The following is a 14,819-nucleotide window of genomic DNA, read 5'->3' on the forward strand; positions in this document are numbered from 1 at the left end:
ATCCACTTGGATGGCAAAAGGAAGATAAAACATGCCCGACCTGAAACTACGCCCCGCCGATTCGGAAAAAATCACGATCAATCTGTTCCCGGTCGACCTGGGGCAGATCGACCTGCTCGTGCAGCAGGGTTTTTATGCCAACCGGACAGACCTGATCCGCACAGCGATCCGCAACCAGTTGAACCAGCACGCGGACGTAGTGCGCCAGACGGTCGAGCGCAACCAGTTTGTGCTGGGCTTGCAGCAGTTTTCCAGCGCCGACCTCGAAGCGGCCCGCGCCGCCGGTGAAATGCTCAACATCCGCGTGCTCGGCCTGGCCACCATCGCCCCGGATGTGACGGGCGAACTGGCGGCGGCCACCATCCAGTCGATCACCGTGCTCGGCGCGCTGCACGCCAGCCCGGCAGTCAAGGCGGCCCTCGCCGGCCGCATCAGCTGAACCGCACCACCGGCTTCATGCCGACAGCTCCGCTGTCCTGAGCTTCACTCATCCACGCCTCAACCCCTATGGAAGGCACGATATGAAATTCGATTCCGCACTGATGGCCCGCCTGCAGGCAGCCACGCAAGACTTGATGAAAGACGGCCCGATGGCCGCCACCGCCGCGATCCAGCGCGCACTGGCCGGCGATGCCGAGCCAGCCGCCACGGGGACCGGTGACACCGTCCACGCGGCGCCGCCGCCGGGCGCCACGATGAAAGACCTGAACGCGCCGCCGGAAAAAGCGCCTTCACGCCCCATCCCTCGCGCCCGGAAGGCCGCACCGAACCAGCAGCCGCCGCACGCCGCGAAGGACGACAAGCCGAAGGCTCCCGCCGCGGCGTCCGGCCTCGCCGACATCCTTGCCAAGGCCGGCATCACGCTGCCGGAAGGCTTCGCCGACGGCTTGAAGGACAAGTTCAAAGGAGGCATGCAGGGCGGGTTCCAGGGCCTGCCGGAAAACCTGCTGGACGGCCTGCCCGAAGCGCTGCGCGACCAGCTGAAGAACGGCAAGCTGCCCGGCGCCCGCAAGCGCCCGCCTCCTCCGCCGCTGCCGGATGGCGCGCGCTTCGACAGCGCCAGCTTCACTTGCCAGGCCGGCACCCGCGGCTACAAGCTGTATGTGCCGAGCACGTACAAGGTAGGCCAGCCGGTGCCGCTGGTGGTGATGCTGCACGGCTGCACGCAGGACCCGGACGATTTCGCCGCCGGCACCCGCATGAACCAGGTGGCGGAGGAAACCGGTTGCCTGGTGGCCTATCCCTGCCAGTCGCAGCAGGCCAACAGCTCGAAATGCTGGAACTGGTTCAGCGCCGCCGACCAGCAGCGCGAACGGGGCGAGCCGGCGATCATCGCCGGCATCGCCCGGCAGGTGATGGCGGATTACGCGGTCGATCCGGCGCGGGTCAGCATTGCCGGCCTGTCGGCAGGCGGCGCCATGGCAGTCGTGGTGGGCGCCCTGTATCCGGAACTGTTCCAAGCCGTCGGCGTGCATTCCGGGCTGCCGTTCGGCAGCGCGACGGATTTGCCATCCGCGTTGCAGGCCATGCAGCAGGGGGCGAAGGGTAATGCGCAGCCGGTGGCCAGCCCGCCGCTGATCGTGTTCCACGGCGACAAGGACCACACCGTGAACCGGAAGAACGGCGACGACGTGCTCCAGCACGGCCTGGTAGCCCATGAAGCCGGAACGCCGGAAGTGGAGACGTCCAAGGCCAGTGGCGGGCGCAAATATACGCGCACGGTCCACAAGGGCAAGGATGGCCGGGTGCTGGCCGAGCACTGGGAACTCCATGGCGCCGGGCACGCGTGGGCCGGCGGCAGCGCCAGCGGCAGCTATACCGATCCGACCGGGCCGGATGCCAGCCGGGAGATGGTGCGGTTCTTTGCGAGCGTGGCACGGGGCTGATCGATCGAACCCGGTGAATAAACCGGTGATAGCAGGAAATGCCGCTTAGATAGTCAACCCCAAGTGCAAAATCCGGGGTCAGACCCGCCGGGTCTGACCCCAGCCCTCCGCCGTTGGGGTGAACGCATGCGCTCTCAATGTGTCGTATCACTTTCAACATCTTCTGGAAACCGCCCAGAAGAAAGTGTCGAACACCTTCGGCTCGTCCTCATAGTGGCCACCAAAAACCGCCAACAGCCGTTCCGCGGCAAGCGCAACTCTCCAGGTCCGCGTCGTCTATAATCGTGGTTTGTCGCCCGAATCAATCAAGAAACATGGCCATCACGATCAAGACCCCCGAAGACATCGAAGGCATGCGCATTGCCGGCCGCCTCGGCGCCGAAGTCCTCGACTACATCACCCCCTTCGTCAAGCCCGGTGTCACCACCGGCGAGCTGGACCGCCTGTGCCACGAGTACATGACGAATGTGCAAGGCACCGTGCCGGCGCCGCTGAATTACCAGCCGCCCGGCTATCCGCCATATCCGAAGGCCATCTGCACGTCCGTCAACGACGTGATCTGCCATGGCATCCCCGGCGACAAGGTCCTGAAGGCGGGCGACGTGGTGAACCTGGATATCACGATCATCACCAAGGATGGCTACCACGGCGACAACAGCCGCATGTTCTACATCGGCCCGCCGACGATCCTGGCCAAGCGCCTCACCGAGATCACCTATGAATGCATGTGGCTGGGCATCGCCCAGGTGCGCCCGGGCGGCCACTTCGGCGACATCGGCCACGCGATCCAGGTGCATGCCGAGAAGGCCGGCTACAGCGTGGTGCGCGAATTCTGCGGCCATGGCATCGGCAAGGTCTTCCACGAAGAACCCCAGGTACTCCACTACGGCAAGCCCGGCACCGGCGAGGAACTCAAGCCGGGCATGATCTTCACGATCGAGCCGATGATCAATGCCGGCCGCCGCGAGATCCGCGAAATGGGCGACGGCTGGACCATCAAGACCAAGGACCGCAGCCTGTCGGCCCAGTGGGAGCACATGGTGCTGGTCACGGAAACCGGCTACGAGGTGCTCACGCTGTCCGCCGGTTCGCCACCGCCGCCGGCGTTCATCACCCAGGCCAAGGCCGCGGCCTGACCCCATGTCTTCCCTCGCGATGAACAGCGATCCCCGCGAACAGCTGCGCAGCTCCCTCAAGCTGCGGCTGAAGTCCGACCGCCAGGTCGTGATTGCCACGTTCCGCGAGGATGGCAAGCCGGAAAAACTGCTGCGCAGCCTGCGCCAGAGCGTCGACGAAGTGCTCACGCAGGCCTGGCAGGCGGCCGGCCTGCCGCCGAACGCGGCGCTGGTGGCCGTGGGCGGCTATGGCCGCGGCGAACTGTTCCCGTACTCGGACGTGGACGTGCTGATCCTGCTGGGCCACAGCCCGGACGAAGAGACCCGCCACCGCCTGGAAGAACTGGTGCAGCTGCTGTGGGACCTGGGCCTGGAAATCGGCTCGGCGATCCGCACGGTGGAGGAATGCCTGGCCGAGTCCGAGGCCGACATCACCGTGCAGACGAGCCTGCTCGAAGCCCGCCTGGTGACCGGCGACGCCGACCTGTTCGCGCGGCTGCAAAAGGAATACGACGCGGCGATGGATCCGCAGGCCTTCTTCCACGCCAAGACCAGCGAGATGCGCCAGCGGCACGCCAAGTATGAAGACACGGCGTTCTCGCTGGAACCCAACTGCAAGGAAAGCCCCGGCGGCCTGCGCGACCTGCAGGTGATCCTGTGGATGGCCAAGGCCGCGGGCCTGGCCAGTTCGTGGCGCACGCTGGCCACGCGCGGCCTGATCACGCAGACCGAGGCGCGCCAGCTGATGGAAAAGGAGCGCGCCTTCAAGGATATCCGCGTGCGCCTGCACCTGCATGCCGGCCGCCGCGAGGATCGCCTGGTGTTCGACGTGCAGACGGCGATCGCCGAAAGCCTGGGCCTGCAGACCACCGGCAGCGGCGTGCACATGCGCCGCGCCAGCGAATACCTGATGCAGCGCTACTACTGGGCCGCCAAGGCGGTGGTGCAGCTGAACACGATCCTGCTGCAGAACATCGAAGCGATGCTGTTCCCGCAGGGTTGCGACAAGCACCCGATCAACGAGCGCTTCAACGAGGTCAACGGCTTCATCGACATCAGCAGCGACGACGTGTTCGAGCGCACGCCCTCGGCGATCCTGGAAATCTTCGTGCTGATGACCGAGCGCCCGGCCCTGAAAGGCATCACGGCACGCGCCACGCGCGCGCTGTGGCACGAGCGCTTCAAGATCGACGCGGCCTTCCGCGCCGATCCCGTCAACCGCGCCTACTTCCTGCGCATCCTGCAGGCGCCGTCCGGCATCATCCATGCGCTGCGCCGGATGAACGAGCTGTCGATCCTGGGCCGCTACCTGCCGAACTTCCGCAAGATCGTCGGCCAGATGCAGCACGACCTGTTCCACGTCTACACGGTGGACCAGCATATCCTGATGGTGGTGCGCAACATGCGCCGCTTCACGATGACGGAACACGCGCACGAATACCCGTACTGCAGCCAGCTGATGGCGAACTACCCGCAGCACTGGCTGCTGTACGTGGCCGCGCTGTTCCACGACATCGCCAAGGGCCGCGGCGGCGACCACTCGAAACTGGGCGTGGCCGATGCGGTGCAGTTCTGCCAGGAGCACGGCATGAGCACCGATGAAACGGAGCTGGTGGCGTTCCTGGTCGAGCACCACCTGCTGATGTCGACGGTGGCGCAGAAGCAGGACCTGTCCGATCCGGACGTCATCGCGGCCTTCGCCAAGGCCGTGCGCGACGAGCGCCACCTGACCGGTCTGTACCTGCTGACGGTGTGCGACATCCGCGGCACCAGCCCGAAGGTGTGGAACGCCTGGAAGGCCAAGCTGCTGGAAGACCTGTACAAGATGACCCTGCGCGTGCTGGGCGGCGAACCGCATTCGGCCGACCGCGAGCTGAAGAACCGCCAGCAGGAAGCGCTGGCCACGCTGCGGCTGTACGGCCTGCCGCCATCGGCGCACGAGGCCTTGTGGAAGCAGCTGGACATGGCGTATTTCCTGCGCCACGACGCCTCCGACATCGCCTGGCAGACGCGCGCGCTGTACGACCGCCTGGACAGCGAAAAGCCCGTCGTGAAATGCCGCCTGGCGCCGATCGGCGAAGGCCTGCAGATTGCCGTCTACATCAAGGACCAGCCGGACCTGTTCGCGCGCATCTGCGGTTACTTCGACCGCAAGAATTTCTCGATCCTGGATGCCAAGATCCACACCACCAGGCACGGCTACGCGCTCGACACGTTCCTGGTCACGGAGCAGAGCTTCGCCAAGAGCTACCGCGACATCATCAACCTGATCGAGCACGAACTGTGCGACCTGCTGCAAACGCAGGCGCCGATCCAGCCGCCGGTGCGCGGCCGCCTGTCGCGCCTGTCGCGCACCTTCCCGATCCAGCCGACGGTGGACCTGCGTTCCGACGAGCGCGGCCAGTACTACCTGCTGTCGGTGACGGCGAACGACCGCACCGGCCTGCTGTACTCGATCGCCAACGTGTTGACGAAATACCGTGTAAACCTGCACACCGCCAAGGTGATGACCCTGGGCGAACGGGTGGAGGACGTGTTCATCGTCGACGGCCAGTCGCTGGCGAACGCGCGCACGCAGTTGCAGCTGGAAACCGATTTACTGGAAGCATTGAAAGTCTGAATTTCTCATGTCTGAAGAGTTGTTGCGTTTATCGAAACGCATGTCCGAACTGGGGTTGTCCTCGCGCCGCGAAGCCGACGAATGGATCGCCAAGGGCTGGGTGCGCGTCGACGGCAAGGTGGTGTCCGAACTGGGCACCAAGGTTTACCCGAGCCAGAAGATCACCGTCGAGCGGCAGGCTGCCGCCGAGCAGAGCAAGCGCGTGACCATCCTGATCAACAAGCCGATGGGCTATGTGAGCGGCCAGGCCGAGGATGGCTACACGCCCGCGGTGGCACTGATCAAGCCGGAGAACCGCTGGCCGGACGATCCGGCGCCCGAGCAGTTCCACCCCACGCAGTTGCGCAGCCTGGTGCCGGCCGGCCGGCTCGACATCGATTCCGTGGGCCTGCTCGTGCTCACCCAGGACGGCCGCGTGGCCAAGCACCTGATCGGCCACGACACCGACATCGACAAGGAATACCTGGTGCGCGTGGAATACACGAAACCGGGCAAGCTGCCGGACGCGGACCTGAAAAAGCTGAACCATGGCCTGTGGATGGATGGCAAGCCGCTGTTGCCGGCCAAGGTACGCTGGCAGAACGAAGACCAGCTGTCGTTCACGCTGCGCGAAGGGAAGAAGCGGCAGATCCGCCGCATGTGCGAGATGGTGGGCCTGAAGGTGGTGGGCCTGAAGCGCGTGCGGATCGGCAAGGTGAAACTGGGCGAGTTGCCGGTCGGGCAATGGCGCTACCTTGCGCCGGATGAGCGGTTTTAACGACAGGGACTAGCCCTGAGGCAATAAAGTTGTCTGCGATCAAAAGATTTGCTGGTATGCTTGCAGGCTACCAGTGTCGCCCGTTGACCCAGCAAGCCCATGACTTCCATCCTCAAGAACCTTCGCGATCACCTGCCCTGGCTGCAGTCCCCGGCAGTACGCCGCTCCAATGCGCATCTGCGGCCCGCCTGGTCGGCGGTTCCCGCCGCGCCGAGCGGCGTGAAGGAATATGTCAGGACCGAAGCCGCGGGCGACCTGATCACGGCCGGCCTGCTGCCTCGCCGCCGCCGCATGGGGGCGGCGGACATCGCCGAGCGCATCCCTCTGGCCGCCACGCCGCACGAGATCGCCGACCCGGCAGCAATTCGCGAAACCCTGCAAACCCTGTACGACCGCGGCGAACCCATCACGATCTACGCGGACGGCACCGGCACGCCCAGGCTGGCGCGCATCCATGCCATGGACGCCACCGAAGCGGTGTTCACGCTGCGCCTCGACGGCGAATCCGCGCTGCCGGAAGGCCCCTGCACCTTCGTCACCCGCCTGGATTCGGCGCGCTTCCAGTTCGAACTGAGCGCCGGCTGGACGCCGCTGCCCGGCCACGCCACCCTGGTGCCGGCACCGTTCCCGCAAAGTTGCCTGGTCTTGAACCGGCGCGCTTCCCGGCGCCTGGAAACGCCGGTGGCCGGCAACTACACGGCGTCGTTCGTCATGTTCGGCACGCCTTATGAAATGCTGCTGTACGACGTGGCCGCCGGCGGCATCGGCATGCGCTGCGCCCCGCGCGACGCGCCCGGCCTGCACATCGGCCGCCGGCTGCAGCGCGTGCGGCTCGAACTGAACGACACTGTTGTCATCTGCGACCTGGAAGTACGGCTGTCGCGCCGCTTCCGCTCGTTCCTGCTGGGCGAGCAGGTGCAGATCGGCTGCCGCTTCGTCGGCCTGTCCGAACAGATGCAGACGCTGGTGGACCGGGCCATCACGAAGATGGCGCAAGGGCGGCGCTAGGAAGCACCGTACTTCCCGCCAGCGGCAGCCGCACCCTCACCCGCAGCCCGCTGCCGGCATCCCTTCCCTCCAGCACGATCCGCCCCTCGTGCCGCACCACCGCCGCCTGCGCGATCGCCAGGCCCAGGCCACTGCCGCTCTGCGTCTGCGCCGGATCGCGGTAGAAGCGGTCGAACACCCGTTCCCGCAAGGCCAGCGGGATGCCGGGCCCCTCGTCGCATACCGTCAGCATCGCGCAGTCGCCATCGCGCCGCAGCCGCACCTCGACGGTGCCGCCCTGCGGGCTGTACTTGATGGCATTGTCGACCAGGTTGTCGATCAGCGATGTCAGCGTCTCGCGGCAGCCGTCCACCGCCAGCCCCGGCTCGGCCTCGAGGTCCAGTTCGACGTAGCGCGCATCGGCAAGGCAGGAGAGCGCGGCCATCCGGTCTTGCAGCAAGGCGTCCAGCGCCACCTTTTCCGTGTGCCCGGTGCCGGCGGCATCGCTGCGCATCAGGTTCAGCATCTGCCCGACCAGGCGCCCGGCGCGCGTGACGCCGCTGACGATGCCGGCCAGCAGTTCGCGCTGGCGCGGCTCCACCGCCTGCCCCTGCAGGGCTTCCACGTTGACGCGCATGGCGGCCAGCGGCGTGCGCAATTCATGCGCGGCATCGGCGATGAAGGCGCGCTCGCGCGTGCTGGCGTCGTGCAGGCGGCGCATCAGGCCGTCGATGTTGTCGACCATCGCGCGCAACTCGCGGTGGCGCGGCCGGAACGACAGCGGCGCCAGGTCGCGCGGCCCGCGGGAGCCCACCTCCTGCGCCACCGCGTTCCACGGCCGCAGCGCGACGCGGATCGACAGCCAGGCCGGCAGTGCCAGGAACGGGATGCTGATCAGCAGGGGCAGCAGGTAGAACCCCTTTGAATTGAGCGTCACGAAAATGTTCATCCGGTCGGCCGGCACGATCATCGTCATGCGCATGCCGCCGGGCGAGATCCGCGCACGTGCGCGCCAGCGCTTGCCGTCGAAGGTGACGGTTTCGATATCGTCCGGCCGCTGCGTGCGCAAGCTGGCCGGTACGCCCGCGCTGCGGTACAGCGTGCGCTCGCCACGCTCGAGCACCAGGCGCGGCGCCAGCGATTTCTCGATATTTTCCGACAGCGCCAGTTCGATGTAGCGGAATGCCTCGCGCAACTGCGCCGGCCGGTCCGCCAGCTGGTCCGCCACGATCAGCACCGCGTCGTACAGGGCGTCCTGCCGCAGGTCGTGGTCATCCGTGGAGCTTTCGTACACCACGAATCCCAGGAGCAGGCCCCACAGCAAGGCCAGCAATCCCAGCTGGGCCAGCATCAGGCGGCGCATCAGGCTCGGCTCGACGATCCCGCGCAGGCGGCGCATCATCGGGCCGCCCCCTGGCCGTTGTCCTGGTCGATCACGTAGCCCACCCCGCGCACCGTGCGGATATACCCTTCGCCGATCTTGCGGCGCAGGTTCGCCATGTGCACGTCCAGCGAGTTGCTGGCATTGGCCTGCGCGCCCGGCAGCGCCTGCTCTTCGAGGCTGCGGCGCGTGACCACATGGTCGGCGCGCATCATCAGCGTTTTCAGCAGCACGTACTCGCTGGCCGTCAGGTCCACCGGCCGGCCCCGCACGGCGACGCGGCGCGTGGGAACATGCAGGCACAGCCCGCGCAATTCCAGCGTCGCGCCATCGAAGCCATAGCTGCGGCGGGCCAGCGCCCGCACGCGCGACAGCAGTTCGGCCAGCTCGAACGGCTTGACCAGGTAGTCGTCGGCGCCGGTATCGAGGCCTTGCAGGCGGTCCGGCAACGCGTCGCGCGCCGACAGGATCAGTACCGGCACGTCGCTGCGGTTGCGGCGCAGCTTGGCCAGCAGGTGCAGGCCATCGCCATCGGGCAGGCCCAGGTCGAGCAGGACCAGGTCGCAGCCGGCCGTGGCCAGGTGTTCGTCGGCGGCGGCCATGTGTCGCACCCAGACCACGTCCAGGCCCTGGTCGGCCAGCGCGATGCGCACGCCGTTGCCGAGATCCAGGTCGTCTTCTATCAGCAGGATTTTCATGGGCCGTATTAGACCATCCCGATGTGAAGAAAGTCTAAAGATTGGGCGCTGTCCGCGTTGAGTAGCTTTGCCGTTGAGCACGAAACTTCTTCGCATGCCGAGCGCGACAAAAGAACTGATCAGCTAGTCTGACGCACGGCAATGCGCAGCCATTGCCGCGGTGCCGTCAGCTCGGCGGCATCGAGCACACGTAGCCAGCCGGTGTAATTGGCCAGGTAGCGGCTGGCCACACCGTTGAATCGCCGCAGCCAGGTCTTGAAGCGGCCATGCCATCCGTTGACACCCTGGATATGGAGTGCGCCGCGTGCCCGCATGCCGGCACGCACATTGATCGCTTCGTGCGTGATGCCAGCCTGCTTTGCAAATGCCTGGTATGCCTTGGCGGCATCGGTAACCAGCAGCACATCGGGCGCCAGCACGGGCTTCAGGTGTTGCATCAGCTGGCCGGCGCTGACCGGACCGCGGCCCGTGACGAAGTCACACGTTTGCCGGTTGCGGTCACGAGCGACGAGGATGCAGTCCAGCTCGCTGCCGATGCCGCGCCGGCTGGCCTTGCCGCCGCGTTTGCGGGGCGGGCGGTTCAGGTGGCGCGAGCCCTTCTGTGATTCGAGATGATAAGGCGTAGTAGGGGTTTCGGCGAGCACCGCTCGTCGCCTACGCAGCGGTGCTCGCTTGCAAGCGAGCACTCCTCCTTCGTCAATCAACAATGCCGAACAACTGCGGACGGGGTGCCCGGAGGATGGCGGCCACAAAACGGTGGCGCCATCGAAAGCTGGTCGACTTGGCCACCGCCACGCGCCTAGCCGCTGAACGCACGGGGATCGACTCGATCAGGCACTGAAGATAATGCAGCCATTTGTCGCGCAGGCGCAGACGGGCAAGGGGTGTGCCGGTCAAGGCGTTGAAGCTGCGCCGGCACATCACGCAGCGATAGCGCTGCAAGCCACTGGCTTGTCCACAACGGTGGGACCGCTGGCAAGCGCAATGTGGACACGGTGGCCTTCCAGCGGCCTCCTCGATCAGGCGAAGACACTGCCCTGGTTGCTCGACGTTGGCCAGAAAACACTGCAACAACGCGACCTGATCTTCTGAAAGCTGTTGTCGGATCAACGCTTCGATCAATACCTGAACATCCGCTGCACCCATGTTGCCTCCCGATATACATGAAGTAGCTCAACAGGAGGTCAGATCATCATTCCGGCAGGAAGTTCCCACAATTACCGCTCACAGCGCCAAAGATTGGCCTTCATGCAATCTTCATCTTGGGCTCAGGTTGCCTTCATGCGGCGGACCGACACTGGGCGCTCCAAAAAACTGACGGAAATGCGATGAACAAGAACAGCCTGACCGCCCTCCTGCTGCTGGCCGCCGCCGGCTTCGTCCACGCCGAGGGCAACGTGTTGACACTCGGTGCGGGCATCGCCGGCGCGCCCCGCTATTCCGGTGCCGACGACTACGCGATCGGGCCGCTGCTGGCCATCGACTGGCAGTTCGCCAACGGCTTCTACGCCAGTTCGCTGCGCGGCATCGGCTACGGCCGCGCCGTCGGCCCCGTCTACCTTTCGGCGGCGCTGGGCTACCGGGGAGAACGGTCGGAAAAGAACCGGGACGGGATCGGCGGTGCCAGCGGCAGCACGGCGCTGCGCGGCATGGGCGACGTGAAGGGCGGCGCCACCGCCGTGTTCGGCGCCAGCTGGGAAATCGTCGACGGGCTCGTGCTGGAGTTCAGCGCCGAGCAGCCCCTCGGCAAACGCCGCAACGGCCGCACCGCCGGCATCGGGCTGACCGGCACGCTGTACCAGCAAGGCAAGGACCATGTCACCCTGAGCCTGGCCGCCAATGCCGGCGACCGCGACTACATGCAGACTTATTATGGCGTGACTGCCGCGCAGTCGGCGCGCTCCGGCTACCGGCAATACCGGCCGAAAGCGGGCCTGTACGAGGTCGAGCTGGGCATGACGTGGCGGCACATGATCGATATACGGTGGGCCGTGACGGGCACGCTGGGCGCCGTGAGCCTGACGCGCGACGCCGCCAACAGCCCGATCACCCAGCGCTCGCGCTCCGGCACCGGCGCGCTCTATGTGACGTACAGCTTCTGAGCCGGCCAGCGGCGGCACCAGGCAAAAACGGTGACAGTCACCATTTTTTCGGAAACATTTCGAATTAAATGGTGCCTGTCACCGTTTTTCATCAACCAGCGCTTACCGGCACCGGTGCGCTCTATGTAACCTACAGCTTCTGAGCCGGCCAGCGGCACCAGCAAAAACGGTGACAGTCACCATTTTCTCGGAAACATTTCCAGTTAAATGGTGACTGTCACCGTTTTTTTTTCGCGGCGGCCCGCCACCGGTTTCAGGTTTTCACAGCACATCCAGCGGCACGGCGCGCGAGGGTGGCGGGAAGGCGGCATCCAGCATGGCCAGGTCCTCCGCCGACAGCACGATATCCAGCGCGGCGCGGTTGGCGCGCACGTGGTCGGGCTGCACGGCTTTCGGGATGGCGGTCACGCCTTCCTGCGCGAACAGCCAGGCCAGGGCGATTTGCGCCGGCGTGGCGCCGTGGCGGTCGGCAACCTGCCGCAGGGCCGGGACGGAGAACAGCCGCTGCTGTTCGCGCCGGTCCGATTCCAGCGGCGAATACGCCATCACGGGAATGCCGTGGCGGCGGCACCATGGCAGCAGGTCGAACTCGATGCCGCGCCGGCGCAGGTTGTACATCACCTGGTTGGCGGCAAGCGCGCTGCCGCCCGGCACGCCAAGGGCCTCTTCCATGTCCGCTGTATCGAAATTGCTGACGCCGTAGGCCAGGATCTTGCCGGCCGCGCGCAGTTGCTCGAAACCTTCCAGGGTTTCGGCCAGCGGCACGCCACCGCGCCAGTGCAGCAGGTACAGGTCGATGCGGTCGGTGCCCAGCCGTGCCAGGCTGCGCTCGCAGGCGCGCTGCACCTCGGTGCGCCCGGCATTGTGCGGATAGACCTTGCTGACGAGGGTGACGCCCTCGCGCCGGCCGGCGATCGCCGCGCCCACCACGCGCTCGGCGCCGCCTTCCCCATACATCTCGGCGGTGTCGACCAGGGTGATGCCGAGGTCCACGCCCAGTTGCAGGGCGCGCACCTCGTCGTTCCGGCGGGCCGGGTCCTCACCCATGTACCAGGTGCCCTGGCCCAGCCGGTGGCCCGCGACGGGATTCATCGGCCGTTACCCGTCGATGCGGCGCGCCGAGTTGGCGGCCCAGCGGTACAGGCTTACCAGGATGGCGGCACCGATGGCCAGCGCGATCAGCATGCCGGTCGATTCGTCGACGCCCGCGCCGAGCGCCAGCGGGTCGCCTTTGCCGGACAGCACGATCAAGGCGGCCAGCGCCACGTTGAACAGGCTCTCGCCGACGATGAAGCCGGACATCACGAGCACGCCGACACGCGAGGCGGCTTCGCCATAGGTCTTGCCGCGCAGGGACTTCTCGAAGTAGTAGCCTGCTACCGCGCCAACGACGACCGGCGCCGTGACGGCCGACGGCAGGTAGACCGCCAGGCCCACGCCCAGTGGCGGCAGGCTGTATTTGCCATGGCTGGTCTTTTTCAGGATGAAGTCGATCGCCACCAGCGCCAGGCCGAGCAAGGCGCCCCAGCCGATCAGGTGCCACGGCAGGTCGCCGCCGATCACGCCACGCGCCAGCGTGGAGATCAGGGTGGCCTGCGGCGCCGCCAGCGGCTGGTCGGAAATGGCGTTCTGGTTCGGTGCGCCGGCAAAGCCGTACGCATGGTTCAGCAGGTCCAGTACCGGCGGCACCACGCAGGAGCCGGCGAACACGCCGATGATCAGGGCCACCTGCTGCTTCCACGGCGTGGCGCCGACCAGCTGGCCGGTCTTCAGGTCTTGCAGGTTGTCGTTGCCGATCACGGCCACGGCCAGCACGACGGTGGTGACGAACAGCGCGAACGCGATCAGCGCCTGGGCGGTATCGGGCCCCATCACTTCGCGGGCAACGAAGCCGATGGACGTGGCCGCGCCGAGGATGGTGAGGATCGCGATGCCGGACACCGGCGAGTTCGACGAACCGATCAGGCCCGCCATGTAGCCGCACACGGCGGCGGCCAGCAGGCCGGCGACCAGGATGTAGCCGATGCCGACGATGACCAGCGGCGTGGCGATCGATGCCAGCACGCCGCCCTTCAGGAAGGCCGCCAGCAGCCAGCCCGCCGGTACCATGGCGATCAGCGTGACCAGGCCGACGATGAAGATCGGCATGTCGCGTTCTACGCGCGGCACTTCGGCGCCGCCGTGCTTGGCCGCTTTCGATGCGTCCAGCGCCGACTTCAGGCCACCGAACACGGGCTTGGCCAGCGTGGCCAGCGTGACGATCGCCGCCGCGCCGATGGTGCCGGCGCCCAGCATGCGCACCTGGGTGCTCCACACGCCCAGCGCGTGGTCGGCCACCGAGGCACCGGCGGCCATCGGCGTGGCCGCCGTCAGGATCGGTACCAGGATGCCCCAGGCGATGACGAGACCGGTCAGCATGGCGATGCCGACCGTGATGCCCATCAGGTGGCCCGCGCCGATCAGTGCCAGCGAGGTCGACGCACCAATGCCGGTCGCGCCGGAGCCGGCGCCGAAGCGGAAGTAATGGGCCACTTCATGCGACACCAGCTTGGCGCCGGCCAGCGCGGCGAAGCCGGCGGAAGCCACCGTGCCGAGCACCACGGCCTTCAGGCCGGCCTTGCCTTCCTGGGCGCCGGCGCGCGACTGCGTGCCCACCTTCAGCACTTCGGCCGCGGCCACGCCTTCCGGGTACGGCAGCTTCGACTGGGACACCAGCGCGCGGCGCAGCGGGATCGTGTACATCACGCCCAGCACGCCGCCGATCGCACAGGCACCGAAGGTGGGCCAGAACGGGATCTCGGCCCACCAGCCGATCATCAGCAGGCCGGGCAGCACGAAGATCACCGAGGCCAGCGTGCCGGCGGCGGAGGCGATCGTCTGCACGATGTTGTTTTCCTGGATCGTCGCATCCTTGAAGGCGGACAGCAGCGCCATCGAAATGACGGCGGCGGGGATCGAGGTGGCGAAGGTCAGGCCGACTTTCAGGCCGAGGTAGACTTGCGCGGCCGTGAAGACCAGCGTGATGAGGATGCCGAGGAGGATGCCCCGGATGGAAAATTCGAGTGGATTGGACGAAGAGGGTTGGCTCATCCTGGTTTCTCCCGGTAGCCCGGATTTTTGATCCAGGATTTGTTATTGGGTGCTTGGCTTTGTACCTTGCATGCCTTGTGTACCGAATGCTGGGCGGGATATTACGACAGATTTACCGCTGCGCCAATGATCGTTGGCGCATATTGAAATGCAGTGCTTACCGGCACATGGGTCCGAGAGAAC

General features: G+C 66.4%; 13 protein-coding genes. 7 read left to right on the forward strand and 6 right to left on the reverse strand.

All coding sequences use genetic code 11. The features are described 5' to 3' along the window. The first annotated feature begins 31 nt into the window (after window positions 1-31). The 6 genes from OU994_RS20810 (at window position 32) to OU994_RS20835 (ending at window position 7,386) form a co-directional block, all read left to right on the forward strand. A complete protein-coding gene (locus OU994_RS20810) occupies window positions 32-439 on the forward strand; it encodes a CopG family transcriptional regulator (RefSeq protein WP_281607484.1) in 408 nt (135 codons plus the stop codon). Window positions 440-521: 82 nt separating this feature from the next. After that, the gene (locus OU994_RS20815) at window positions 522-1,886 is read left to right on the forward strand and encodes a PHB depolymerase family esterase (protein ID WP_281607485.1); all 1,365 of its coding nucleotides are present in this window, start codon (window positions 522-524) and stop codon (window positions 1,884-1,886) included. A gap of 314 nt (window positions 1,887-2,200) precedes the next feature. Next, entirely contained in the window at window positions 2,201-3,022 is an 822-nt protein-coding gene (map, locus tag OU994_RS20820) for a type I methionyl aminopeptidase (protein ID WP_281607486.1), read from the forward strand. Between the two features lie 4 nt (window positions 3,023-3,026). Beyond that, window positions 3,027-5,621: a [protein-PII] uridylyltransferase gene (locus tag OU994_RS20825; RefSeq protein ID WP_281607487.1), complete on the forward strand. Its 2,595-nt coding sequence runs from the start codon at window positions 3,027-3,029 to the stop codon at window positions 5,619-5,621. A 7-nt stretch (window positions 5,622-5,628) separates the two neighbouring features. Further along, window positions 5,629-6,378 (forward strand): pseudouridine synthase, encoded by a 750-nt coding sequence (locus OU994_RS20830; RefSeq protein ID WP_174800397.1) that lies wholly within the window; start codon window positions 5,629-5,631, stop codon window positions 6,376-6,378. A gap of 99 nt (window positions 6,379-6,477) precedes the next feature. Beyond that, window positions 6,478-7,386, forward strand: a complete 909-nt coding sequence (locus tag OU994_RS20835; protein ID WP_281607488.1) for a PilZ domain-containing protein — start codon at window positions 6,478-6,480, stop codon at window positions 7,384-7,386. Here OU994_RS20835 and OU994_RS20840 read toward each other — a convergent pair. The 4 genes from OU994_RS20840 to OU994_RS20855 form a co-directional block, all read right to left on the reverse strand. Continuing rightward, a complete protein-coding gene (locus OU994_RS20840) occupies window positions 7,358-8,767 on the reverse strand; it encodes a HAMP domain-containing sensor histidine kinase (RefSeq protein ID WP_281607489.1) in 1,410 nt (469 codons plus the stop codon). The genes OU994_RS20835 and OU994_RS20840 overlap by 29 nt on opposite strands. After that, window positions 8,764-9,444, reverse strand: a complete 681-nt coding sequence (locus OU994_RS20845; RefSeq protein WP_281607490.1) for a response regulator — start codon at window positions 9,442-9,444, stop codon at window positions 8,764-8,766. The genes OU994_RS20840 and OU994_RS20845 overlap by 4 nt, the downstream gene beginning before the upstream one ends. A gap of 119 nt (window positions 9,445-9,563) precedes the next feature. Next, entirely contained in the window at window positions 9,564-10,088 is a 525-nt protein-coding gene (locus OU994_RS20850) for an IS1595 family transposase (RefSeq protein ID WP_281607491.1), read from the reverse strand. 52 nt (window positions 10,089-10,140) lie between these two features. Next, complete coding sequence (locus OU994_RS20855; RefSeq protein ID WP_281607492.1) at window positions 10,141-10,590, reverse strand: hypothetical protein; 450 nt, start codon at window positions 10,588-10,590, stop codon at window positions 10,141-10,143. Between the two features lie 182 nt (window positions 10,591-10,772). Here OU994_RS20855 and OU994_RS20860 point away from each other — a divergent pair, with 182 nt between their 5' ends. Further along, window positions 10,773-11,546, forward strand: a complete 774-nt coding sequence (locus OU994_RS20860; RefSeq protein WP_281607493.1) for a MipA/OmpV family protein — start codon at window positions 10,773-10,775, stop codon at window positions 11,544-11,546. A 261-nt stretch (window positions 11,547-11,807) separates the two neighbouring features. Here the strand turns inward: OU994_RS20860 and OU994_RS20865 are convergent, their stop codons facing one another. Continuing rightward, window positions 11,808-12,638, reverse strand: coding sequence for an aldo/keto reductase (locus OU994_RS20865; protein WP_281607494.1), 831 nt, complete (start codon window positions 12,636-12,638; stop codon window positions 11,808-11,810). 6 nt (window positions 12,639-12,644) lie between these two features. Next, window positions 12,645-14,636, reverse strand: coding sequence for an OPT family oligopeptide transporter (locus OU994_RS20870; protein WP_281607495.1), 1,992 nt, complete (start codon window positions 14,634-14,636; stop codon window positions 12,645-12,647). Window positions 14,637-14,819: the final 183 nt, after the last annotated feature.

It is taken from the genome of Pseudoduganella sp. SL102 (assembly GCF_027856995.1).
GTDB classification, from domain to species: Bacteria; Pseudomonadota; Gammaproteobacteria; order Burkholderiales; family Burkholderiaceae_D; genus Rugamonas; species Rugamonas albidiflava.

Coding starts and splice junctions, on each gene's coding strand:
- OU994_RS20810 (WP_281607484.1), top strand. CDS start 32: ATGCCCGACCTGAAACTACGCCCCGCCGATTCGGAAAAAATCACGATC.
- OU994_RS20815 (WP_281607485.1), top strand. CDS start 522: ATGAAATTCGATTCCGCACTGATGGCCCGCCTGCAGGCAGCCACGCAA.
- map (WP_281607486.1), top strand. CDS start 2,201: ATGGCCATCACGATCAAGACCCCCGAAGACATCGAAGGCATGCGCATT.
- OU994_RS20825 (WP_281607487.1), top strand. CDS start 3,027: ATGTCTTCCCTCGCGATGAACAGCGATCCCCGCGAACAGCTGCGCAGC.
- OU994_RS20830 (WP_174800397.1), top strand. CDS start 5,629: ATGTCTGAAGAGTTGTTGCGTTTATCGAAACGCATGTCCGAACTGGGG.
- OU994_RS20835 (WP_281607488.1), top strand. CDS start 6,478: ATGACTTCCATCCTCAAGAACCTTCGCGATCACCTGCCCTGGCTGCAG.
- OU994_RS20840 (WP_281607489.1), bottom strand. CDS start 8,767: ATGATGCGCCGCCTGCGCGGGATCGTCGAGCCGAGCCTGATGCGCCGC.
- OU994_RS20845 (WP_281607490.1), bottom strand. CDS start 9,444: ATGAAAATCCTGCTGATAGAAGACGACCTGGATCTCGGCAACGGCGTG.
- OU994_RS20855 (WP_281607492.1), bottom strand. CDS start 10,590: ATGGGTGCAGCGGATGTTCAGGTATTGATCGAAGCGTTGATCCGACAA.
- OU994_RS20860 (WP_281607493.1), top strand. CDS start 10,773: ATGAACAAGAACAGCCTGACCGCCCTCCTGCTGCTGGCCGCCGCCGGC.
- OU994_RS20865 (WP_281607494.1), bottom strand. CDS start 12,638: ATGAATCCCGTCGCGGGCCACCGGCTGGGCCAGGGCACCTGGTACATG.
- OU994_RS20870 (WP_281607495.1), bottom strand. CDS start 14,636: ATGAGCCAACCCTCTTCGTCCAATCCACTCGAATTTTCCATCCGGGGC.